This is a genomic window from Wolbachia endosymbiont of Oryzaephilus surinamensis (genome assembly GCF_025617515.1).
In the GTDB taxonomy this organism is placed as follows: domain Bacteria; phylum Pseudomonadota; class Alphaproteobacteria; order Rickettsiales; family Anaplasmataceae; genus Wolbachia.
Genome location: NZ_CP092526.1, coordinates 726,139 through 749,078, shown reverse-complemented (window position 1 = coordinate 749,078; position 22,940 = coordinate 726,139). Strand labels below are relative to the sequence as shown.

20 protein-coding genes and 1 pseudogene are annotated in these 22,940 nt (G+C 33.0%); 9 read left to right on the top strand and 12 right to left on the bottom strand.

The window, feature by feature from the left end; translation table 11 throughout:
• Nucleotides 1-6 precede the first annotated feature (6 nt).
• Nucleotides 7-954: a hypothetical protein gene (locus MJ631_RS03255; RefSeq protein WP_214303391.1), complete on the top strand. Its 948-nt coding sequence runs from the start codon at nucleotides 7-9 to the stop codon at nucleotides 952-954.
• Between the two features lie 131 nt (nucleotides 955-1,085).
• Complete coding sequence (locus MJ631_RS03250) at nucleotides 1,086-1,358, top strand: protein-disulfide reductase DsbD domain-containing protein (protein WP_307847042.1); 273 nt, start codon at nucleotides 1,086-1,088, stop codon at nucleotides 1,356-1,358.
• 144 nt (nucleotides 1,359-1,502) lie between these two features.
• Here MJ631_RS03250 and MJ631_RS03245 read toward each other — a convergent pair whose 3' ends face one another.
• Nucleotides 1,503-2,186, bottom strand: coding sequence for a hypothetical protein (locus MJ631_RS03245; protein WP_262986656.1), 684 nt, complete (start codon nucleotides 2,184-2,186; stop codon nucleotides 1,503-1,505).
• Nucleotides 2,187-2,242: 56 nt separating this feature from the next.
• Here MJ631_RS03245 and MJ631_RS03240 point away from each other — a divergent pair, with 56 nt between their 5' ends.
• On the top strand, nucleotides 2,243-3,262 hold the full coding sequence (locus tag MJ631_RS03240; RefSeq protein WP_214303242.1) for an IS110 family RNA-guided transposase: 1,020 nt from the start codon (nucleotides 2,243-2,245) through the stop codon (nucleotides 3,260-3,262).
• A 450-nt stretch (nucleotides 3,263-3,712) separates the two neighbouring features.
• Here MJ631_RS03240 and MJ631_RS03235 read toward each other — a convergent pair whose 3' ends face one another.
• The gene (locus MJ631_RS03235; protein WP_262986655.1) at nucleotides 3,713-4,045 is read right to left on the bottom strand and encodes a hypothetical protein; all 333 of its coding nucleotides are present in this window, start codon (nucleotides 4,043-4,045) and stop codon (nucleotides 3,713-3,715) included.
• Between the two features lie 638 nt (nucleotides 4,046-4,683).
• On the opposite strand from MJ631_RS03235, the gene MJ631_RS03230 reads away from it, so the two are divergent.
• The 3 genes and pseudogenes from MJ631_RS03230 (at nucleotide 4,684) to MJ631_RS03215 (ending at nucleotide 9,705) form a co-directional block, all read left to right on the top strand.
• On the top strand, nucleotides 4,684-6,021 hold the full coding sequence (locus tag MJ631_RS03230; protein WP_052264771.1) for an alanine/glycine:cation symporter family protein: 1,338 nt from the start codon (nucleotides 4,684-4,686) through the stop codon (nucleotides 6,019-6,021).
• Between the two features lie 206 nt (nucleotides 6,022-6,227).
• Nucleotides 6,228-7,176, top strand: a pseudogene (locus MJ631_RS03225) (IS5 family transposase).
• A 315-nt stretch (nucleotides 7,177-7,491) separates the two neighbouring features.
• Nucleotides 7,492-9,705 (top strand): hypothetical protein, encoded by a 2,214-nt coding sequence (locus MJ631_RS03215; RefSeq protein WP_214303389.1) that lies wholly within the window; start codon nucleotides 7,492-7,494, stop codon nucleotides 9,703-9,705.
• On the opposite strand, the gene MJ631_RS03210 is transcribed toward MJ631_RS03215, so the two are convergent.
• The 6 genes from MJ631_RS03210 to MJ631_RS03185 all read right to left on the bottom strand — a co-directional run bounded on the left by MJ631_RS03210 (nucleotide 9,692) and on the right by MJ631_RS03185 (nucleotide 15,471).
• A complete protein-coding gene (locus tag MJ631_RS03210) occupies nucleotides 9,692-10,282 on the bottom strand; it encodes a Maf family nucleotide pyrophosphatase (protein WP_214303388.1) in 591 nt (196 codons plus the stop codon). The two genes, MJ631_RS03215 and MJ631_RS03210, sit on opposite strands and share 14 nt — an antisense overlap.
• Complete coding sequence (infA, locus tag MJ631_RS03205) at nucleotides 10,260-10,523, bottom strand: translation initiation factor IF-1 (RefSeq protein WP_214303387.1); 264 nt, start codon at nucleotides 10,521-10,523, stop codon at nucleotides 10,260-10,262. Before infA ends, MJ631_RS03210 begins: the two co-directional genes overlap by 23 nt.
• A 71-nt stretch (nucleotides 10,524-10,594) precedes the next feature.
• A complete protein-coding gene (locus tag MJ631_RS03200) occupies nucleotides 10,595-11,374 on the bottom strand; it encodes a hypothetical protein (RefSeq protein ID WP_262986654.1) in 780 nt (259 codons plus the stop codon).
• Complete coding sequence (locus MJ631_RS03195; protein WP_214303148.1) at nucleotides 11,365-12,777, bottom strand: IS4-like element ISWosp2 family transposase; 1,413 nt, start codon at nucleotides 12,775-12,777, stop codon at nucleotides 11,365-11,367. The genes MJ631_RS03200 and MJ631_RS03195 overlap by 10 nt, the downstream gene beginning before the upstream one ends.
• A 25-nt stretch (nucleotides 12,778-12,802) precedes the next feature.
• Entirely contained in the window at nucleotides 12,803-14,035 is a 1,233-nt protein-coding gene (locus tag MJ631_RS03190; RefSeq protein WP_262986653.1) for a hypothetical protein, read from the bottom strand.
• A 158-nt stretch (nucleotides 14,036-14,193) separates the two neighbouring features.
• The gene (locus MJ631_RS03185; RefSeq protein ID WP_007302822.1) at nucleotides 14,194-15,471 is read right to left on the bottom strand and encodes an adenylosuccinate synthase; all 1,278 of its coding nucleotides are present in this window, start codon (nucleotides 15,469-15,471) and stop codon (nucleotides 14,194-14,196) included.
• A gap of 179 nt (nucleotides 15,472-15,650) precedes the next feature.
• Here MJ631_RS03185 and MJ631_RS03180 point away from each other — a divergent pair, with 179 nt between their 5' ends.
• Nucleotides 15,651-17,183, top strand: coding sequence for a hypothetical protein (locus tag MJ631_RS03180; RefSeq protein ID WP_052264694.1), 1,533 nt, complete (start codon nucleotides 15,651-15,653; stop codon nucleotides 17,181-17,183).
• 373 nt (nucleotides 17,184-17,556) lie between these two features.
• On the opposite strand, the gene argB is transcribed toward MJ631_RS03180, so the two are convergent.
• The gene (argB, locus tag MJ631_RS03175; protein WP_017531630.1) at nucleotides 17,557-18,495 is read right to left on the bottom strand and encodes an acetylglutamate kinase; all 939 of its coding nucleotides are present in this window, start codon (nucleotides 18,493-18,495) and stop codon (nucleotides 17,557-17,559) included.
• Nucleotides 18,470-19,066: a ribosome biogenesis GTP-binding protein YihA/YsxC gene (yihA, locus tag MJ631_RS03170; protein WP_369800778.1), complete on the bottom strand. Its 597-nt coding sequence runs from the start codon at nucleotides 19,064-19,066 to the stop codon at nucleotides 18,470-18,472. Before yihA ends, argB begins: the two co-directional genes overlap by 26 nt.
• 110 nt (nucleotides 19,067-19,176) lie before the next feature.
• Between yihA and prfA the strand changes: the two genes are divergently transcribed.
• Complete coding sequence (gene prfA, locus MJ631_RS03165) at nucleotides 19,177-20,268, top strand: peptide chain release factor 1 (RefSeq protein ID WP_007302826.1); 1,092 nt, start codon at nucleotides 19,177-19,179, stop codon at nucleotides 20,266-20,268.
• A gap of 118 nt (nucleotides 20,269-20,386) precedes the next feature.
• Complete coding sequence (locus tag MJ631_RS03160; protein WP_012481725.1) at nucleotides 20,387-20,830, top strand: leucine-rich repeat domain-containing protein; 444 nt, start codon at nucleotides 20,387-20,389, stop codon at nucleotides 20,828-20,830.
• Nucleotides 20,831-21,194: 364 nt separating this feature from the next.
• Here MJ631_RS03160 and MJ631_RS03155 read toward each other — a convergent pair whose 3' ends face one another.
• Both MJ631_RS03155 and MJ631_RS03150 read right to left on the bottom strand, forming a co-directional pair.
• Nucleotides 21,195-22,124, bottom strand: a complete 930-nt coding sequence (locus tag MJ631_RS03155; protein ID WP_007302828.1) for an AEC family transporter — start codon at nucleotides 22,122-22,124, stop codon at nucleotides 21,195-21,197.
• Nucleotides 22,125-22,377: 253 nt separating this feature from the next.
• The gene (locus MJ631_RS03150; protein ID WP_007302829.1) at nucleotides 22,378-22,935 is read right to left on the bottom strand and encodes a GNAT family N-acetyltransferase; all 558 of its coding nucleotides are present in this window, start codon (nucleotides 22,933-22,935) and stop codon (nucleotides 22,378-22,380) included.
• Nucleotides 22,936-22,940 lie beyond the last annotated feature (5 nt).

The window sequence follows — 22,940 nt, the reverse complement described above, 5'->3', positions numbered from 1 at the left end:
ACAATCATGACTCATCAATGTAAACACATAATAAATGAAACTGCTAATCAAAAAAAAGAAGAAGGAATAGAAGGTGTGATTATTACTACAGCACACGCTTCAGATGATATGCACAACTGCGTAAAACGTGCAAATTATTCTACTCTTACTAAGCACATTTGTCAACCTGGTTGGTTTATAAAGGACCTATTGGAGGAATTTTTTCCTGAATTAATACACAATGAAAACATCATGCATTATACTAACCCAAACCCTGTTAAGGAATACTATGCAGCAAATTTTGCTATAACATTTGAATGTAAGGAAGATGCAAAGTGTGGAAATGCAATAGATTATACAAACTTTTTACCTAGCGGTATATGGTGTAGTGGAAAAGGTAAAACGAATACTAGCGGTAAGGGTTATCCTTACAATGAGCTCTCTGCTGATAATAACAATAAAAGTGCATGTTATCACAGTAAAGATTTTAATAAAAATGCACTTCATAACAAAAATTTCTTCTGGAATACAACGTGTCCTAATCTAGTATTAGATCGTAGCGTAGAAGAGCTAAAAGAATGTGCAGGTAAAACTATAGTTGCAAAATTGGTATCACCTTTAATAATTGTTGATAAGAGTAATATGATAATAGATAAAGATGGCAACAATACTAAAATACCCTATCTTCACTTAGAGCACTTCTTAACTTTTGACGGTAAGCTTAAAGATGATCCTAAAAACAACTGTGCAATTTATAAGAACCTCACTAAGAAACCCACTGAATTAATTGAATTAAAAGATAAAGTTTTATGGACTTCCGACAAAGAAGTAAAGTTGATAATTCCTGACACTGGTAATATGAGATGTTTAGGTTCTCCTAGTAAAAGTGAGAGCGTAATTCAAAAGAGTGATGAGATAACTACTGATAACGAAGAGCTCCCTAGCTATAACTACAGTAGTGATTATGTGCTATAATTTTCTTGAATGTACGCTCAAGAAAAGGTTTATTGCTACAATTTTCATGATACAAAAATAAGCTTAGGTATTTTAACTTTTTTATAAGGTTTGATACCTACTCTCTTTCCTTTCAGCTATAAACATACAATATAGATATTCATTGGTCTACTCCCAAGGAACATGAAGATAAAGTTGGGGAAGTTACATTTGTTAGTAACATATATGAAGATATGGTGTTATTTCCCTTTAAAACTAATATCATTCCAAATCAGGAATACGCTGATATTAACTTTCATATAAAGTACGCAATATGTAAAGATAGGTGTATCCCTAAAAATGCCGAGATAAAAACCAGTCAACCACTAAAGGATTTTATGGATTCCGATATCAATAAACTCATAAATGAGTGGTATGAAAAATAGAGCTCCCAGCGAGCAAGTGATAGTTATACGATAGCTTAAAAATGTTATTCCTGTCCCTGAATTTTCCAATAAAGATCTTTCCAAAAATTTCGATCATGAAGCCTTTTGGTCCCCAAAAGGCTTCATTTCAATCAATAACGAAAATTATAACTTTGAAAGAGCTGCTTGCTTATTAACTCCTGTAGTGATTTGTATGCTTTCCACACTTGTTGAAGGATAAAATCCTTTTATTACTTCAGAGCCTTCTCGCTCTAAATATGACAATGCTTCATATAAAGGCTTCGCTTCATATTGTCTTCCTACTTTTACTTCTTTATTTGCAGCTAATTGCTCCCAAGTGACACCATTGCTTTCAATAAACTCTACAGCACCATTATCACTAATGATAATTTTCATTTCACACTCTTCTCCTTCAGCATACCAATTTAAAGTCATATAATATGAGCCGTTAGCTACTTCATAAATTCTTGTTCCATTCTCATCAACTCTGCAGCGTATTCCCCTTGTTTCACATTTGCTTTTACTAGGCAGCAATAATGTAATTCCATCTACACCATATTTTCTGCATATATCACTATTTAAAACATCAACCACATTTATTGATTTTGTAGGATCGCCAAGCATAATTCTGAGTGCAGGCTTAATCTTACCTTTCTTTCTACTTTCTTTAATTCCTATATATTCTAAAGTATTATCTTTTATACTTTCCTTTACATCTTTTGCAATTTTCTGAGCAATTGCACCTACGACATTTTTGCTATCGTACATACTGTAATTGCTATTGAATGATGGAGAGACATACTCCATTATTTTAGCACGAAGTAACAAATTCAATGAATTAGTTCTTCAAGAATAATTTAAACTTTTACAGTAGGAGTAGTCTCATGAAACATTATAGCGGGTTAGATGTCTCACTCAAAGAAACTTTTATTAGTATCATTGATGAGAAAGGAAAAATTGTTAAAGAAGGGGTTGTTGCAAGTGAAAGCAGTGCAATAGCTGAGTTTCTGCTTGGTCAAAACAAAAAATACGAGTCCATAGGAATAGAAAGCGGGCAATTATCAATATCGATGTGCAAAGAGTTGAGGAATCTTGGATTACCAGTAACTTGTGTAGATGCAAGGCATATGGCAGCAGCATTATCTGCGAGAATCAATAAGAATGATAAAAATGATGCAAGAGGCATAGCACAAATGATGAGAGTTGGGCTATTTAAGGAGGTATTAGTAAAATCAGACGAAGCTTGTCAGGTTAAAATAATACTTGGAAGCAGAAGACAATTAATACGTTGCAGAGAGCAAATTGCGGGAACAATAAGGGGATTACTGAAAATATACGGGATAAAAGTTAATCAACGTCTTAGTTCTGCAAACTTTGCTTTAAAAGTGCAAGAAATGGTTAATAATCTAGATGAAATTAGCCAAACCTCAATTGAATCATTAGTACATAGTTTAGAAATAATAGAAGAATCAATAAGAAAACTTGATAAAATGCTCTCAGAACAAAGCAAAAAAGATGAGGATTGTAAATTATTAACTACTGTTCCAGGAGTTGGTATTATAGTAGCAATGACATATAAAGCTGCAATAGATGATCTGCATAGGTTTGAAACATCTTATACAGTTGGAGCCTATATGGGATTAAGTCCAAGACAGTACGCTTCTGGTGAGATTGATCGACACGGAAGTATATCAAAAATGGGACCAGTGGACTGTAGGAATATGTTATATGAAGCCGCGCAGGTCTTACTGGTAAAATGTAAAAGGACATTTAAATTAAGAAGCTGGGGATTGAAGCTTAAAAAGAAAAAGGGCATGAAAAAAGCAATTGTTGCAGTAGCAAGAAAATTAGCCGTGATTATGCATAAGATGCTAATCGATAGAAAAGAGTTTTGCTATCAATAAACACTAAAGAAGTATAAAACAATAATTTTACTGAAAGTAAAGATAGCAATGCCGATGGAAGGGATAAGCAAGAGGATAAGTTGAAGCATAGACTTCGTGGCGTACATGTTGCCGTCCACTTCCGCCTAACAAGTATAGTGCGGCTTGGCTACAATATGAATTAGCCATATTAGACCGCGGAGAGAACAATGGAAGCATGCTACTTTTAACTTATGTAAAATCATTAAGACTATAGAGGAAAAGAATGATACCTTAGTTTTTATAAGCTTAATGAATATGTGGATAAATACTTTAAGTTTGTGTGGACGTATTTATCCACATATTCATTGGCTACATAGTTTAAAAGAGATTAATTGGAAATTAGTGTTGATGTTTTTATTGCCAATAAAACCTCTTTTGATTGAATAAGATAATACAATAATAAATAAAAGGTTGTATTAGAGCTGAATTTTACATCAAAAAATATTTTTCATGATACAAAAAATTATTGTTGACTTTTATGCAATTAGAGAACTTATTGGCATGTTTATATTCATACCTGCCATTAACCTCATATCTATACTTTTCCTGTCCTTCTTCATTGGAAAGTACAGTAGAAAAGTGTTTAAACCACTTTTCATCATCATCAATACTAACTTCTTCGTTCTTATCTTCAGAATCCATAGATACTTTACTATCTGGGCTCAGATTTTTAAAAAAATTATCTTTTAAGCGCAAATAAAAACGATTACTTTTATCAAAATAATCCTGATTATTAACTGCTTTTGGATTATCTACCACCATATTACCTCCACATATTAGCTATATAGAGGTATATATCAGTGTTGACCTTCTAGGTCAACACTAAACAATAACGAAAACTATAGTTGTTTCTTTTCACCTGCTAAAGATTGTGCTTGTGCTTCATCTACACTTGTTGAAGGTTGCTTCTCAATATGTGTGATTTAGATATTCTCGTGCTTCATCACTATATTTAATGCTCTTGTAGCTTAAACTTCTTATCAACACCTTGCCTAAATGAAAATATTCCTATTTCTTGGAAAAATTTGTTATATTTACCTTGGTTACTGACTCTCATTTTTTATGATATATTTATCCTTAAGCGGTTAAATGGCTATTTTATAATGAATTTTGTCAGTAATCGCTAGTTTTTCTCCTGCTATGCAACAAAGCCCTCTGGCATCCAGATTAGACACTAAGTTGATAAGTATAAAAGCAGCTAACCTTATGTAAAAACACAATATTCCAGTGTTAAGCACTGGAATGACATTGTATGAACATTGTACCATATTACAATCAGTTGTGATTGGTATGACAAGATTAAGAGGTGCTAGAATAATGAAACCGAAGTCATACATAGAAAATAGGTTGGGTATTTTCAACTTTTGCTATATACTCAAGTAAAAATCTCTCTTTTACAGATGGATACAGTAAAGTTTGTTTTCTTACTGCCAACAATACTACTCATACTAGTTGCTGGTGTTTACCTATCGGTTAAACTAAAATGGTTACAGGTGTTTAGACTACCGTATGCCGTTTCACTTATTGGAGCTAAAAGAGGAGAAAATAAATTTTCTTCTATAGCCGCCCTGTTTACAATCTTAGGAGGAAATTTAGGAGTAGGAAACGTTTCAGGCACTGCTGTTGCTCTAAAAACCGGAGGACCAGGATCCATTTTATGGATGGCAATAATTATTGTTGTTACTTCTGTGATAAAATATGTTACTTGTTACCTAAGTATAAAAACCAGAAAAGAAAAAAATGGACGGTTTATAGGTGGACCTGTAGCCTACATGACTGATGCATTTAATTCTAGAAAAGCTACAGTTGTGTTTCTAGTTATTATGATGATGGTTTCAATAACAGTTGGTAACCTTGTTCAGGTAAATTCTCTATCAATACCACTCAGCATGGTAGATATACCTGTAGTCATTGGCGGCATTGTAATGGCCATAATATTTTTTGTTGTTGCAGCTCTCAGCTTAAAAAAAATTAAAATTTTTATATCGGCTATGATACCGATAATGACGGTAAGTTACCTCACACTTTGCGGTATCATATTATTTAAGTTTAGTGAAAATATTCTTCCTTCTCTAAAACTAATAACAAGCAATTTTTTTACAACTAGTAGCTTTAACTCTGGCTTATCTTTAGGTTTAATTTTAGAAATGTTGACTATTATTCAAGTAGGAACTCTGCGAGGTATTTTTGCAACAGATATAGGACTTGGCCTCGAAGGAATTGTACACTCCTCGATTACTCCTAAAAAAAATAACAATAAATTTATCATTGAACAGAGTCTAATCACAATAATATCTCCTTTTATAGTTGCACTCATAGTGTTCATTACAGCAATGGTACTGCTTGTCACAGATTCTTGGATTACTGATTTAGAGAGCACTAACATGTGCATTTTTGCTTTTAGAAAAGCTATGAATTGGCCCTATACTGACTATTTAATTATGGCTATAATGTTTTGTTTTGCCTTTACTACTATCTTTACTTGGTTTTTTTGTTCAAAACAAACAATACGCTATGTATCTATGGATAATAAATACACTAAAATCTGGACTGTAGTTTTTACCTTAATCATTCCATTTGGTGCAATCGGTGGAGTTAAGTTACTCTGGGATATCGCTGATATTTCAATTGCTGCTTTGCTACTCATAAACATACTTGCTATACTCAAGCTCACTTCTCAAGATCCAGAAGTATTTACTATGAGTAGCAAATACCTGAAGTTGCAAAAACAGAGCTAAAGCAATATTTTAAGTTGTCATCCCAGTCTGGAATCCAGCCTTTCATGAACTTCATCAAAAATTTTATGTTTTAACATAATACTTTTATGCTCACTAACTGAGTGCGACTGGATCCCAGTGGGCTTTGTTGCACCACTCAAGGAAAGAACAGGCAGTTACTGATGGAATTTGTTATAAAATAGATATTTAGCCGACAAAGGAAAAATATGCCAATAAGAATGAAAGTCAGTAACTGCAATGAATATAACAAATTTCTTCAAGAAAGGGGAAATGTTTTTCATTATATCAACGATGCCATTGAAAATTGGTACGAAAATAGTCCAAAAGTAGCAGGTGGCAACAATGTCTACAGCGACAAAGTAGTGATTCTAATTCACATAATAACCTATCTATTCAGGATTGGTCTTAGGCAAACAGTGGGATTTATAGAGAAATATCTTGAGCAAATAGGGAAAATTTTGCAAATTATCAGCTATTCGCAGGCTTCAAGAAGGTTTAAAAAGCTTAATATCAAAATCAACGACTGCAGAGTTGATAAGAACGATATGGAAGATATTGAAATTGCTATAGATAGTACAGGTATCAGCATCTACAATAATATTCCAGGCCATAGTAAGGCAAATGGTACAGATAGAAAGTATCGCCGCTATGAGCAAACAAGAAAGCTACATGTAATGCTAGAGATAGGTAGTAAAAAAGTTATAGCTGCAAAATACAGTAGTGGAGTTTATTCCGACCACTATGGAGCCTGTGATCTTATTGAAAGAGTGGATACCAAGTATAACATAAGCACGATATATGCAGATAGATCGAAAGAAGTTATACAAACTGTGCGATGAGCTTGACATAAAGACAAGGATTCCTCCGCAAAATAATGCAGTAGAGCATCCAAAGTTGGATTATATGAATGAGAGAAATTCTACAATCAAGCTCATAAAGTCATATGATGAAGATGGTATGAAGAGGTGGAAAAAAGAGATAAATTATTGGAAGAGATCTTATATAGAAAGTTTTTTCTCGCGACTGAAGCAAATATTTGGATTTAGTTTTAGGAATAAATCTGAGATTAATCGTGAGAAGGAACTGCTACTCAAGTGTTATTTGCTTAACAAATTTACTGAAATAGGCATGGCTAAGTTTGATATAGCTTCATGAATTTATTATACATTACCCACTATCCGAAGAGCTGTGCAACAAAGCCATCCCAGTGTCAGCTACTCAAATGACATACTTTTTGGTGAAAATTACTCTTATACTACAACGTTTGTAGTTATGAATTTGACTATAGGATCAAGTCTAGAAAAATCTAGATTCCAGACTGGAATGACAACTTAAATTGCTTGATGTGAACATAAAATAGCTCATGTCATCACGTTAGCAATACAACTTCTTTAATAAAAACTAAATCAATTCCCGTAATAATTGTACTAGCTAAGGCTAAAAGGCAGAGGGTTATTAGTGAGGGAAAATATGAATACTCAAAGCACACAACAATATCATGAATTCATTCGAGGATTTTTTACTTTATTCGATGAAATAAAAAAGGAAGACGACCCAATTTATAATTCCAGAGTTGGTTTTAATGCAGTAAAGTTTCTAATAGAGCACTCCGTCTGGAATTTGGAGACAGATGAAGACAAAAATAAAGCTTATGAAGTTATTCTTCCAGAGCAGAACAAGATAAAGAAAGCCGAACAAAAGCTTGAAAGTGAAGTTAAAGCAAGGTTAAAAGAGTATGTTGATGATATCGCAGGAGTTTCAATATATGGCGATCACGCAAGTATTACACTGGGAGATGACAAAAAAGAGTTTAAAATCAGCGAGTTTTTAAATAGTGACTTTTGTCAGAAGAAAGGAATTTCGGGATTTTCAACGCTGCATAGTGATGGAAAGAGCGGAATGCACGGTTTTGTTGCCGAAGAAGGAGAGAAAAGAATAAGGCATTATGTTGTAACCGATGGTTCATATGAAATGACTTTGAATTGGCATGACAAAAATGGCAAAAAATGTACTATCAAAATCAAGATTGATAAAGATGGTGTAGATCTCACTGAACGTAATGGTGTTACTGAGGAACAATTAAAAGCAAACACAGATGTAAAAATAGGTGGCTTATTCCTATATCAAATACAATTCAAGGAGAAAGGACAAGAACAAGAGAATCAACAATCATCTGAAACTTTCATAGAAAATGATATTAGTAAAGGTGTTGGCGTTCAAGCTACTCAAGATCAAGAAGTTAAGTTTAAGCATGCAACGACTAGCACTACACATTCTAATAACGCATCTGCTAAAAAGATTCCACCGTCACTGCCAACTAGAACTAGTTCATTACCTAATAATCAGCAAAAAGGTGAGTATCAGCCAATACGGATTAATAGTGGAAATAACTACAATTCTCCATATTCTGATCATTCAAACAGTACTGCTTTCACCAAATCTGTAAGCCAAAATCAAAACGATAGGCAGTCTACATTTACTACGTTTGGATATACTGCATCTGGAAGCCGAAGATCAGATGAAAGTGAGCAAATATCTAATAATCGGCAAAAAGGTGCAATTTTTGATCCTACAACTAATGAAAGCACTGCAGCAGCACAAGACGTTGCATTCAAAAAAGTTAAAGGTGCATTTAAGTATGAAAACGCTAAAGAATCAAGCAATACTGGAAATAAGCAATCACTAAATGATGTAGCTTCGATTCTTGCATGGAAAGCAAAAAATGAGTTATTACGTAGTGAAAGTAAGTATGGTGAAGAATTTTCTGACTTCGAAGATGGTTGGAGCGATAACGAAGATGAGTATATAACGCTTTCAAAACCTCAATCAGATTATAAACAAGAAAAAGATTATCTTAGCACTAAGGAAAACGAAGAAAGAGGAAACGATGAACAAAAAGAAACCGAACAAGAAAATGAATCGCTAGAATACAGCTCAACAGATATAAAAACAAACGATTCGGGCTATTCATCTCCAACTCACTCTAATCATGAACAATCTCGAGTAAATTCTGGACAGTTAAAAGCGAGCCTAATGAATGTTGAACAAAGAGATTATACCCTACTTACGGAATTTACCAGTAGGTTGGATAAAGAAACTCAGAAATTCCCGCTAAAACCAGTAAATCAAAAGAAAATGAGTGAACAAACAAAAGAACATTTATTAGCAGCTGGATTGCTAAAAGACAATGCAGCGGAGGAAGAAATAAACGACTCAGGTTACTCATCTCCAACTTACACTAGCCACGATAATTTTCAGGTAAATCCTGAACAATTAGAGAGGAAATTAGAAACCATTGAACCAAAAGATACATTGGAAAAATTGAATAAAGGATTGAGAGACCAGGCTACTAAAGATTTATTCTCAGAAAGTATGTTGAAAGAAGTAAAAGAAGGTAAAAAATATGACCCTGTACGTAAGTTATTAGAAAGAAAAGTAGCAGAACAAGAAAATGATAATACTAATCTGACTATAGACAAAAATAGCGAACTATATAAATTGCTAGAAAAAGATGCAGCACAACTGAAAGCTGGAATAGTAGAAGAGGAAAGAAAAGATACTTTAACAGAATGCAATGATAGTCCTGATCGCAATAGAATTGCATTAGCAAATAGAAATAGAATCTGGGCTAAACTTATTGCTGAAGAAAAACAAAAAAAGGACAGTGGTATTAGTATAGGTTAAAGTAATTACTTAGCAAGCAATTGGTTTCATGTAATGGTAACCCTATTACAGAAGAGTATGAGCCACGTAAAAATAATACAAACATTCCTGCAAGACCTTGTATGTTGCACCCCCCTGCCCTGTTTTTCCACTCTTCTGATGCTAAATAATATTTAATTTCTTGTTCGCTGAGACGCTTAAATTTCACTATTGTAACTACAGTCCTAATATGCTGTTTAGATTGATCAGGAGTTAATAAACACACACTGGTGTATACTCTATGCCTTCTTCCTGATAACAAGCGAACGCATTTTTCTGCTTGCTCAACGTTTTCAGCTTTGAGCAGTATCCTTCTACCACAAGCAACAACTGTATCAACACCAAGCACAAAGTAATCTGGATTTGAACTTTGTGTTTTCTCAGCTTTACTTTTTGCCATACGGATTGAGTAATCTCTTGGAAGTTCCTTTTTTAAAGGAACTTCATCTATGTCTGCTGGCAAAATTAAACCTGGCTCAATATTTATTTGTTTTAGTAAAGCTATACGCCTTTTCGATGATGAAGCAAGAATAAGATTATTTAGAGATCGTTCTTTCACTTGTACCTTTAAGCCTTCTAATTATCCTACCCTTTTTTGCATTCCTATCATAAACACTCATCTCAACCAACACCCTATCGCCTATAATTATGCGTATTTTACTTCTTCTCACTTTCCCTGATACATGACAGATAATCTCATGTTCATTGTCCAGCTTCACTCTAAATTCTGCTGCAGGTAGTAAAGCAGTTACTGCCCCTTCCACTTCAAAAATTGTTTTTGATTTGTCTTCTTTTATCATTGTCGTATTATAATTTAATAATCTTTTTCAGTCTACTATAGATTTTAAATTATTATCAATACAGGAGATTTTTATACTCTACTTGAGTATTGCTCTTGCAACTTAACTCCAATCATCTCCTTAACAATGCAAGAGGAAAGCGAGCTACCTACGCTTCTACTCTCTACTACCTTCTCAATAGAAGTTATGTTAGAAGATAAATCATTATCACAATTTTCCTCATCGCTACCATATCCTCCATCAAAGCTTAAAGATCTGCATAATGTTGTTTTTTCTTTCAGTGGAACATTAGACTCATTATCAGTTTCATTAAAAACTTCTCCCATTAGAGTATAATATTTTTTTATACAACCACTGGGGATTTCATTCATTCTTTGTTTATCAGTAACTTGATCTTGTTGGTCCTCTAAGTATTTCACTTGATGATTTAAGTTTTCTATCTCCTCTTTCATTTCTTTAATTGTTTGAATTTGATCTGCAATTACGTCGATATAGTTCTCTTTCAATTCATCAATATTATCTTCATCTTCAGTGAGTTCAAGTATATCGTCTAGAAATTCCTCGTACTCGTTTTCTGGCTCCTCAATGTCGAACTTTAGTCTCTCTTCTTCAAGTTCATCGTTCAAATTGCTACACTGCCTCTCTAACTTTACAATTGTTTCTGCTTCTATTTCTTGCTTTAATTCAACATTTTCTTTAGGTAGCATTTGATTATCTGGAATCAATTCATCCATTTTTTGTGAGTTAGTTTCCGCTTGAGTTCTGATTTGTTGTGAAGCAATTTCTGGTTGAGTTTCAGTGTGCTGTAAATTGACTTCCAATGCATTGCTATTACTTACTATTACCCACAAATATAAAGTTCGTGAGCAAGTCGCCATCCTTCTGCTAGATCAAAGAGACGTCTCCATCCTTTCCAAATAGTAATGGGGCCTGGTTCTAGATCATTTTTTCTAGCCAAATGTCCTCCAAGTTGAGCAATCCATGAAACAGCTTCTTTTATAGTAGGAGTTGCATTTGAACATGGTTTTCTATGTATTTTTACATATAGAACTTTCCATTCTTCTTCGGCTAATAAGGTAGTACACGGTAATGTTGGATCAGTTCTTGCAATTGTTGTAATAAAGAAAATTCTCCAAGCAATAATACTCATTACTGTTAAATATCGCATCAACCTTTCTGCTGTTCCAAGCCTACATTCTTCAACTTTGAGACCAGATTTTAAAATTTTATGTAATATTTCTATTTTCCATCTAAGACAATACCACCTAACTTTTTCAACAGCTTCATCAAAGGTATTGACTGGAAGATTTGTTAAAAGCATCCACTCTAGCGGATTTGTTTCAGAAGGAAAGTCTTTTTCAACAACGTAAACTGCATAGTGTGGTAATTTAAGTAATTCTTCTGTCTTATGCCTAATACTATTCTTAGATGGATGCATAATAAACTTTCCGAATCTAACTTCCAAATGTGCTGTTCTTTTTGGCTTATTATCTTTTGCAGGAACTTCAACTTTTACCGTACCTGCACAATGAGAGGATTTAATAAATTCCCATAACTTCTGCTCACCTTTTTCAGGATATCGAGATTTTCTATTTACTGCCCTATCTTTGGAAGCTCTAACTAACACTGCCGAATTAAGATTATATGCAAGCTCAAAAAACTCATATATATCTGCTTCTCTATCGCATATAGTTATAGTCTCAGTTTGAGTTGAATCAATAATGTTGTTTGTGTTGCTTAAAGTTTCTAACCATTTTATACTCTCTTTATCTTCAATGCGGATACTGTCATTGTTCTTTTTTTTTATGTTTTCAGATTCTTCAGGTCTTGAATAAATTTTTTGATCTAGTATCCCTAGTACCAAACCTTCTATACTAACAGCTAGAGCTGTATGCATTATAATACCTTGACTATGTTTTCTTGTAATAACTCCCAATCCACTTGTTTTTTCATGGTCTGTGTATGAAATATAACTTGTATCTTGGATCACAAAAATTTTTTTATGGGCTTTTGTTCTTTCAACTGTTTTAGCAACGTGTGAAGCTAGAATATCGCCTTCTTTCACGTTCTCATTTTGAAAAAAACGATATGCTGCTTTTGCTTCTGACCAACTTCCACACGCCTGATTGATTGAGCTTTCAGGTAAACTTGTAAAACTATCAGCAATATTTACTAATCGGTCAGTTAACCTTTTATCTCCAAGTACAGCATCTCCAAATTCATTTTCAGCCCATTCATTATTCCTGTTTGCCATTTTTTACCCTCAATGTTTGCAAACTTTAATGTTGTAATACTTTATTTTTATGTCCATTTATATTTGTGGGTAATAGTAAGTTGCTATTAATAGAAGGAGAAGAAGGAAGGCTATTATCAGCATCAACTTTATGATCTAACTTCCCCTCTGGTTCCTTACCTTGATAAGCCACCATAGATTCATTGTAAAAATTAATAGGAGTAGCCCTATCCTCTTCTAGTGATTCCATTACAGCATCATATAAGGAGAGACCTTGAATATATAATTCATCGTTTTGCTTTATTAATTCTAGAATCTCCTTCGATGACACAAAATCTTCACCATCAAATTTTAGTACTTCAGTTATGCCATCACTACTCACATTCATAATCATGGTACACATTCCTGATCCATCTTTTGCAGCCCAAGTGCTTGTCATTTCATAATATGCACCTTCTTTAAATTCATAATATCTTTTCTTATCTTTTTTATGAGCGTGTATTTCATGTTTTTTATTGCAATAGATATTCAGTTCTTTAATATCTTTCTCTTGCTGTAAAACGTCACTAATCTTTGTTGGCTCACTATTGTCGTAATGAGTAAGGTTAATATTCAAAACTTTATTATTATTGTCAATTTCTTCACAGTAAACTTGAAAGTCCTCTTTCCATTTTCCAAAATACCTACTTGCAACTTCTTTTCCTTCCTTTACTAACTCTATGTATTTACCTATATTTTTCTCAAAGTCCTCATTAACAGGCTTTTCTCTTTCTTTTACTGCTTCATCCACATACATTCGCTTAAAATCATTATCACCTATTAGATTACTAAAACGCCAATTACCATAAGCTTTTTGTATATCAGTAAAGTCCATCTTTTCTCTCAAAAGCGCTAATAAGCTTATCTTATCTCTCAAATTTTCTAACTCACAATCGAGAAAATCATCGAAACTGCATAACTTTTTATACAGTTCCCTATCTTCTATAATTGAGCGAAGAAATTTCATTATAGTAAGGTTCTTAATGAAAGGCTCATTTTTTTCTGCATCATTAATATAGCTTTTGAGAAATTGAAATATACCAAGCCCATCACTATCTTGGACAAACTTCTCTCTATCATTAACACAATTGTTGCCCTGTGATGAACATAATCTATTATGCAATTTTTGCAAGTCATGTATTGACTTAACTACATATTCTGCAACTGACAGTTCTCTCGGCTGATCACTTGTTTTTTCCGCTCTTACTGCTTTGTCTCCCTTAGTCAAACCTGCAATCATAATACGCCTCCTTTAACTATGTTTATATTATAACAATCAACATGTATTTAAGAAAAATCACACTGCTCACTGTACGTTTACGCTGCTACTTTGCATAATAGATTGCTTGAAGTCACACAAGTATCGTTTTTTATTAGATAAAAGTTAACAAGACGTTTTCATAGATTTTTAAGCTTAATAACATCCTCTCTATTGGGACTAGTTGAAATTAGATGAATTGGTACACCTATTAATTCTTCTATTTTTCTCACATATTTCATCAAATTTGCAGGTAATTCCTTAACTGACCTTTTGCCTTGAGTTTTCTCTTTCCAACCAGGAAATTCTTCATATATTGGCTCTAATTCTTTTTGTATTGAATGTGATGCGGGTAAATAATCATACATTTTTCCGCCATACTTATAACCAGTGCCTATTTTAATAGTATCAAAAGAATCAAGAATATCTAATTTGGTTAATACAATGCTTGAAACTCCAGAGAGTTGTACGGCCTGGCGCACTAAAACTGCGTCAAACCATCCGCAGCGCCTTCTTCTATTGCTTACTGTTCCAAGTTCCTTACCTATAGAAAATAAGCTGTCTCCAATCTCGTTATTTTGTTCAGTAGGAAATGGACCATTACCCACTCTTGTTGTATACGCTTTTGCTACACCAATAATTTGAGCATTGTAGGATAATCCTGAGCCTGTTATCGCTTGCGATGCTACGGTATTACTTGAAGTAACAAAAGGGTAAGTTCCGTGGTCGATATCTAAAAATGCGCCTTGAGCGCCTTCAAATATTATTTTCTTACCTTCTTTCATAAAATCATTTAGTATCTTCCACACAGGTTTTTTATATAAAAGAATTTTTTCTGAAATCTCTTGAATTTCCTTTAATATTTCTTCTTTTTTAACTACCTGGTAGTTAAGTCCTTTTCTGATAGCATTATGGTAACTCAGGAGAGCATCCACTCTTTGATTGAGCTCATCTGTGTTTTCTAAGTCACAAAGGCGTATAGCTCTCCTGCCAACTTTATCTTCATAACATGGCCCTATCCCTTTGTTTGTTGTACCAATTTTGTGATTTCCGTTTAAATCTTCAAATAGCTTTTCCTTGTCCTTATGTACGCTAAGTATTAATGGACAGCTCTCGGATACCATCAAGTTGTTATAGTTTACGTCTACTCCTTTAACTTTCAATGACTCTATTTCTGAGACTAGAGCATGTGAATCAAGAGCAACACCGTTTCCTATAATAGATATTTTGTCCGCTCTCAAAACAGCAGAGGGCAGTAAATTTAATTTATAAACCTCATCATCTATTACTATAGTGTGCCCTGCATTATTTCCTCCCTGAAATCTCACAACTACATCTGCATTCTCAGAAAGATAATCTACTATTTTACCCTTGCCTTCGTCACCCCATTGCAGACCAACAATTACAATATTATTCATCACTATTTTCTAGATTAATACGTAAATATTAATGCAGCATGCTACAAATGAAAAGAGAAATCTACGCCTTTCCTATATCCCTAAAATAAAGAAATAGACTATCGACTTTTTTATATATTATAAAATTATTCATCATTATATGGTACAACTTACAGCATATTTATAGTAAGGTGTTAATTATGAAAGAGGCAAAGAAGAGTCCGGTAGTTAGATTAAAGGCCACAGCTAAAGAATTCAATTTTAGTAAATTAAGAGCAGATCAAGATAATAAATTAGCGAATTCCGGTGAAACAATGTTCTTAGATTTTCAAAGAATGAATTTTATTATTAATGAAAAAGAAATAGATAAAAATTTTATTATTGCATTTAAGGAAGGAGCTAAAGATTATAAAAATGAGATTTTTAACCGTGATAATTTTGATAACCTCTCTGAAGAAGGTAAAGCTTTTATGGAACCAGTACTTAAGGAGCTTGATCAAGATAGACTATCTGAAGTTTGGGAAAATCATTGTAATAGCCCTACAGTTGCTGATGAAAAAAAAATTGATGAATATAGAAAGGAATTTGAGAGATTTTATAACGCAGGGAGAAGCTCTTATCATCTATTCTCCAAAAAAGATTACCGTGCATTAGCAAAGGAAATTTTCAAGGAAATGTTCAGGTACGCTGGGGCAGAAGTTCCAAGTAATGCTATTTTAGAAGAGCTAGTCACCAATTGTAATCAAGCAGGGTATGGGGCTGGTATATTTAATGAATCTCATGCCGCACTCAGTAGTTGTAATTTAACTCCACACAGTCCTAAAAAAGTGCTAAACATTTACTGCACTGACCACAACCGCATAAAAGTGACGTCTGATATGGCAATACCTATAACCACGATTGACAATCCGGAAGAGAAAATATGTGACCTATCCAGCTCATTAGAATTTACACTTGAGTCTCAATATGGTGAAGACCTTGTAAAATATGGAGATGGTAAATTATCACTTACTATTCCTGAAGAGTTGAAAAACTATAAAGACAATGGCAAGACCTTGTTTGACACTATTAAAGAATATTTTCAGAAATTCTGTGCAAAATTAGGATTTAAACCTGAGGCAAAAATACAAATAGAGCATAGCTTAGGTACTCAAATCAAAGTAAACAACTATTTAGATGGTACAATATCTACTACAGGATCGGATGCAAATGAAAAATTTACCAATCTTTTAAAGAAAAATCTCAGAGAGAGGTTATTGGGATCAGGAGTTGCTCTAGGAGGTGAAGATGTTGATGATATTATTGAAGTCAGAGTATCTTCAGTTATGGATCTACTGCGTGATTATACTAAATTGGAAGATAATAAAGAAAACAGAGAGTTATTAATAAGTGAAGTAGCAGATAATTTAGGGCTTTCCACTCAAGATAAAACAGCATCAGAAGTATTGATGGAATTAAACTCTTTACCTTCTTCGATAAAAGGTCAGGTTAATCATAATCAAGTGCAGTTTGTTGTAAATATTTTTACCAATTTAATTGTTGAAGGAAAAAGCGAAGTATACAAAGAAAAAAATGCAATTAATGCAATTGATGCAATTCATCAGAAGATAGATAAGGCAATTGTTGAACAAGAAAAAAAAGCAACCAATAAACAAGATATGGAAAATGGTAAATGGACAGATAGAATCAAAAAACAGAAATTATCTGTGGAATCACATGGGCATTTGCATTAAAGATACTGTGTACAGAGGCGTAGTATGCTCAATTTTCGCCTTTCATTTAAAGCACTCAAATTGACCAAACACACTCAATCCAAAGCGTTTGTAGATTCGATATCTTGAGTAACTTGACGCAGAGAGAATTGTATACCTTAGTCAACTTTTCTAGCGGTATCCATAAGGTAAATCATTATTTGAGTGTTACACCCAAGCCCTCTTTATTTTCCTCTGTTATCAAGCTAAAAATACCATTTGGTTTCATTATGTATACGAAACTATTATGCTTGCAAGAAAAAAAAACCCTAAAAAAACTGGAAAAGAGAATAGGAATTTGACATAAGCTATTCCCAAATTTTCAATGTTCATATGGTTATAAGCAGTACAGCTATTAATCATCCATTATTGATATACCTGAATTATTCTCAGTAAATAAATCAAGTATAATGTTAGGTACTCTACCATCAACTATGTGAACAACCCCTGCACATTCTTCTACCATTTTAGTATATGACATAAGCCTTTCAACAAATTTTTCTCCTTTAATTTTTCCACAATCAATCGATTCTTTTAAATTTTTAATCAAGACTCTTCCATTGCCAACTTTGTTTATTTCTTCATCTGTATCACTCAAGATTATCATTTTAGATGCGTAAACTGCAAGTGCAATTGCACTTGCAGTGCTATCAGTATCAATATGATATGTTTCTCCATTTTTTCCATAACCGATAGGTGCAATAACTGGTATAGAATCTGATTCTTCAATAAAGAATAATATATCAGGATTGATTTCAGTTGGTCTACCGATAAATCCCATGTCTAGTATTTTTTCAATATTATTTAATCTATTTTCCCTAAGCGTAGTGCTTATCTTTTCAGCTTTTATGAGGTTGCCATCTTTTCCACATAGTCCAATAGCTGAACCACCAGCAGAATTTATATGCTGAACAATTTTTTTATTAATTGAACCACACAGTGCCATTTCAATGATTTTCATAGTGCTTTTGTCTGTAAGTCTGACACCATTTATAAACTTATCATTCATACCTAGCATTTTTAACACTAAGTTAATTTCATATTCTCCGTCATGAACTACCACCGGATTTATACCAAGCTGTTTCAACAGAACAACATTATGCGCAAAAGCACTAAGCAGCGTTTCATCTGAGATTATTACACTGCTGCATTTGATGATAAAAGTTTCGCCTACAAATTTAGGTATGTTAGACAGAACTTCAAATAATATTTCTGTTTTTTCCTTCAATGGCATCTTACCATTTAAAGATTCATCACTTTTCATTTTTTTATCTTGTAAATTTGAAAAACTCATCTCTTACCTTGGTGATTTTATGCTTAACACGAATGCTTATTTGATGAATTGATACATGTTCATTATTAACCCACTTTTGAGTATTTTCTAGAATAGCATCTAGACTTTCCTGATTCACTTTATCTATTTTTGTTAGCACAATATTAAAGTTAATATTATTACATATTAACCAATAAACAAAGTCTTTGTCTATTTCTTTTAATCCTACCTTGCTATCTATAAGCACAAACACTCTTTTTAGATTTCTCCTGTGAATTAGATAGTACTCAATTAGGTTTAAGTATTGTACTGCTTCTTCCTTGCTTGCACAAGAATAGCCATAACCCGGTAGGTCGACAATCCTAAACTTATCATTGTACATAGAGTAAAAATTTATTTGTCTAGTGCATCCAGGTTTAGAAGAAACTCTTGCAGCTTTTTTGCTGTTTATCAGCAAGTTGATTAAACTTGATTTTCCTACGTTTGATCTACCAGCAAATGCAATCTCTGGAGCCGACTCATCTGGTAATGATTTTTTGTCTGAAGCTCCAAATATGAAGCTGCAGATTGATGTTATCTGTTTTGCCATTATACTTAGGTAGAAATATTCGAGACAATTATAGTGTTATTGCTTGATATAAGAAATTTTTTATTTCAGTATATATTACTTACTTAAACAGCTGAAAACTAGACCTGTACTATATGGATATAGAGAATAATTTACAAGACTTAAAAAAAAAGTTTTCTGATGTAGAGAGAAATCTGGAAAACCCTACCAATTTGAGTCAAAAAGAATTCGTTAGTTTTTCAAAGGAATACTCTGAACTCAGACCAATTATCGAGATAATCGATGAATATAATATATTAAAAGAGGAAATTTCAGATTTAGAAGAAATCATGAAAGATGAGAACAGCGATGGTGATATAAAAGAGTTAGCAAAAGAAGAACTTCTTGAGAAGCAAAAGATAGTATTACCGAAAGTAAAAGCAAAACTAAAGTTGGCATTATTACCCAAAGATGAAGATGACTCAAGAAATGCAATATTAGAAATTAGAGCAGGCACAGGCGGAGAAGAAGCAGCATTATTTGCAGCGATGTTATTTCGTATGTATCAAAAATATGCAGAAAGAAGAAATTGGAAGTTTGAGCCAATAAGTATTTCTAATACAGGTATAGGTGGCTATAAGGAAGCTTCTGCACTCATTAATGGAACAGAAGTTTTTGCAAGACTGAAATTTGAGTCAGGGGTGCACAGAGTACAAAGAGTGCCAGAAACTGAATCCTCAGGAAGATTGCACACTTCCGCAGCTACTGTTGCAATATTACCTGAAGTAGAAGAGGTTGACTTTGAAATAGAAGAAAAAGATTTACGCATAGATGTTTATAGATCCAGTGGTCCTGGAGGGCAATCAGTGAATACAACTGACAGCGCAGTAAGGGTCACCCACTTGCCAACAGGGATAGTTGTAATACAGCAAGATGAAAAATCGCAGCACAAAAATAAGGCTAAAGCGCTCAAAGTGTTGAGAGCAAGGCTATACGAAATTGAAAGACAAAAAAAAGAAATGGAAAGGTCAACAATGAGGAAAAGCCAAATTGGTTCTGGAGATCGCTCTGAACGTATAAGAACTTATAACTTTCCACAATCAAGAATAACAGATCATAGAATTAATCTCACTTCACATCGACTAGAACAGATTATAAAAGAAGGTGAACTAGATGAATTTATTGAGGCATTGATTTCACGAAATGAAGCAGAAAGGTTGACTGGAGGGGGTAATGTTACTTTTTGATGGAAATTTGAAACAAAGCATAGGTATCAGGTTAAAAAGAAGTAAAGTTAGTTGTTCATAAGGTTGACAATTATTTAAATTTATGCTATAATTAGCAGCTCTATAACTTACAGAAACCATGGAAGTTGACTTTAATCAATATGTTAATAGTAACACCTTAGAGTTAAATAATCTATATGTATATATGGAAAAGCTAGTAAACTTTTTACAGAAAAAGCAAAATATTACAAGCTTGACTTTATCTAATTGTTATATTGATGCTCAGTGCGGAGAAGTTTTAAATGAAGCATTAGAGAATATTAATCTTCCAAATATTACTGAGTGTAAATTAACTTCTAGCATTATTGGCGCAGAAGGCTCAATAGCAATCACTAAATTGTTAAAGAATGGTAACTTTCCAAATCTTATTAAACTTGATTTAATTTCTAATGATATTGATGTTGAAAGTGGAATAATATTAATGAGTGCGCTAAGGGGTAGTAGTTTTTCAAATATTAAAGAATTTAATTTACTTTATGACAACGTCTGCAACGAAGGCATAGCAGCATTACGTGAATCATAGAACAACAATATGCTTCCAAATCTTATTAAGTTTAGTTTTCCCTTTAGTATTACTAATGATAACAAAGATATGGAAATGTCAAACGAATACCTATTCGGTTAATAGCATCATATAGAAAAAGGCAAGTTACATTTATTTGTTGCTGCTCATAGAACATCCAAATTCAACTATAGACCTGCTAAAAGGTGTAGGAAATCTTACTGCTATTGACATTATTGCGAAAATTCCATCAATTGATAACTTCCTATTCTGTGTAAAAAAATAAGAAAGGAGAGGAAAAAAAGGATTAGTTTCTTTTATGATTATCCAAGAAGTCTAGTCTAAATTCAAGTTTTGTGAATAGGCCTAGCGCTTAAATTTTTGATTAAAAAGGGACAAGTTTAGTAAAAAATAATGATATTATAAGTGGAACATAAAATAGTCCCACTGCAGTACTAATTAGGAGCAATAAAGTAGCTTTATCTGGTTGGTAATTTAAAATATTAGCAAGTATTATACTGGATCCAGAAATTGGAATAATAGCCAGTAACATCAGTGCTTTATAGATGCTTTCATCATATATACCTGTAACATGCTTGTCTAGTAAGACAATTCCCAAAACAAATAACGGCCAGAATATGTACTTTGCTACAATAGTGGTCAAAGCAAGCTTCCAATCTACTTTAAAATTTGTAATTTGTGCAATACTTATTCCAAGCAGCACCATTCCTAATGTGATAAATGTACTTCTGATATTTATCATAACATCCGTCAAAAAAGTGGGTATTTGTATATCATATATACTTAAAAAGAAGCCTAGAATCATCGCATATAATGAAGGAAGTTTGAGTAACTTTAATATGCATTCTTTTGCAGTATAGATACCATTTGCAGCTATATAAAATCCCAAGCTATTTTCAAATAGTGCCATTCCTATGTAACAGACAACATACACAGACACTGAATCTTCATCAAATAAAGCCATGGCAATCGGTAGACCAAAATAACCCATGCTTGTGCTGCCCGAGCTAAACGCTAATATGTTTCTCGTGTTGTCCTTAAATAAAAAAGAAGAAAGATAATACACTGATAAGGACATAGTACTACCTATAAACCATATCAAAATCGGCAGAGAAATTACTTTTAAATTAACTTCTGTATGAGATACTCCGTATAAAATCACTATTGGATTAGCTATATAAAAGAGTATTTGAGATATAGTATTTCTATCAATTTTAAGATATCTTCCTGCTAAGTAACCAATAAGTATTGTAATGTAAATAGGTAATATTTTGAGGAAAAGAGTGAAGAACATACTAGCCTATTGTGATATCTTTGCTGATAAAGTGATATTAGATTTTAAGGTATTGTAAAAGCAAGTAAAATTTATTTTCCAATTAATCAAGTTCATAGTTAGTTAAAAAAGATTCACTGAGTGCCAAAATTTGTTCTTATATAGGACTTAATAATGATATTTTTATGACTAAATTATGTTAAGTTTGTATAAAGCTCCTTGTATATTTTTATAAGCCACTTTTAGTAATTTAGGTAGATTGTTGAAAAAACACTCATCTTGAATGGTTCTCAGGAATTCTTGCCTTAATCATTAAAATCGCACTATTACTTTCCATAATTTTTTTAAAGCCAACTTTTTCGTAAACACGGATTGCACAAACATTTGCTATACCTGGGTCGACAAAGGCATTCTCATAAACTTTAAAGACAAATTTGTTTAAAAATATATTCAAAGCTTGTGAACCAACTCCTTTACCTACATAATTCAGCTCTCCGATATACCAGTCTATAGCAGCACAACTTTCTGGAAGTTCTAAAGTGTTATAGATCTGTTTAGGTGGGAAATCATGTTTGTTGTAATATTGAATATAACCAATATCAACTCCATCACAATTAATAATGAATGCGTGCATTGGTTTTTCAATAATTTGTGTCTTAAATTTCAAACGTTTGAATCCTTTAACGTAGTTGCTATATTTTTTCTCAATTAACTCTGGTGTCCAATTTATATCCGTATCCCACCACTTCTTTATATGGGGCATTTCTACCCATTTTAATAATAGTGAAAAATGTTCTTCTTTCAACGCTTTAAATGTGATATTTTTATTCATTAATT

Excerpts from the sequence above, each read along its gene's own strand:
- MJ631_RS03255 (WP_214303391.1), top strand. The coding sequence starts at position 7 with ATGACTCATCAATGTAAACACATAATAAATGAAACTGCTAATCAAAAA.
- MJ631_RS03240 (WP_214303242.1), top strand. The coding sequence starts at position 2,243 with ATGAAACATTATAGCGGGTTAGATGTCTCACTCAAAGAAACTTTTATT.
- MJ631_RS03235 (WP_262986655.1), bottom strand. The coding sequence starts at position 4,045 with ATGGTGGTAGATAATCCAAAAGCAGTTAATAATCAGGATTATTTTGAT.
- MJ631_RS03230 (WP_052264771.1), top strand. The coding sequence starts at position 4,684 with ATGGATACAGTAAAGTTTGTTTTCTTACTGCCAACAATACTACTCATA.
- MJ631_RS03215 (WP_214303389.1), top strand. The coding sequence starts at position 7,492 with ATGAATACTCAAAGCACACAACAATATCATGAATTCATTCGAGGATTT.
- infA (WP_214303387.1), bottom strand. The coding sequence starts at position 10,523 with ATGATAAAAGAAGACAAATCAAAAACAATTTTTGAAGTGGAAGGGGCA.
- MJ631_RS03195 (WP_214303148.1), bottom strand. The coding sequence starts at position 12,777 with ATGGCAAACAGGAATAATGAATGGGCTGAAAATGAATTTGGAGATGCT.
- MJ631_RS03190 (WP_262986653.1), bottom strand. The coding sequence starts at position 14,035 with ATGATTGCAGGTTTGACTAAGGGAGACAAAGCAGTAAGAGCGGAAAAA.
- MJ631_RS03185 (WP_007302822.1), bottom strand. The coding sequence starts at position 15,471 with ATGAATAATATTGTAATTGTTGGTCTGCAATGGGGTGACGAAGGCAAG.
- MJ631_RS03180 (WP_052264694.1), top strand. The coding sequence starts at position 15,651 with ATGAAAGAGGCAAAGAAGAGTCCGGTAGTTAGATTAAAGGCCACAGCT.
- argB (WP_017531630.1), bottom strand. The coding sequence starts at position 18,495 with ATGAGTTTTTCAAATTTACAAGATAAAAAAATGAAAAGTGATGAATCT.
- prfA (WP_007302826.1), top strand. The coding sequence starts at position 19,177 with ATGGATATAGAGAATAATTTACAAGACTTAAAAAAAAAGTTTTCTGAT.
- MJ631_RS03160 (WP_012481725.1), top strand. The coding sequence starts at position 20,387 with ATGGAAGTTGACTTTAATCAATATGTTAATAGTAACACCTTAGAGTTA.
- MJ631_RS03155 (WP_007302828.1), bottom strand. The coding sequence starts at position 22,124 with ATGTTCTTCACTCTTTTCCTCAAAATATTACCTATTTACATTACAATA.
- MJ631_RS03150 (WP_007302829.1), bottom strand. The coding sequence starts at position 22,935 with ATGAATAAAAATATCACATTTAAAGCGTTGAAAGAAGAACATTTTTCA.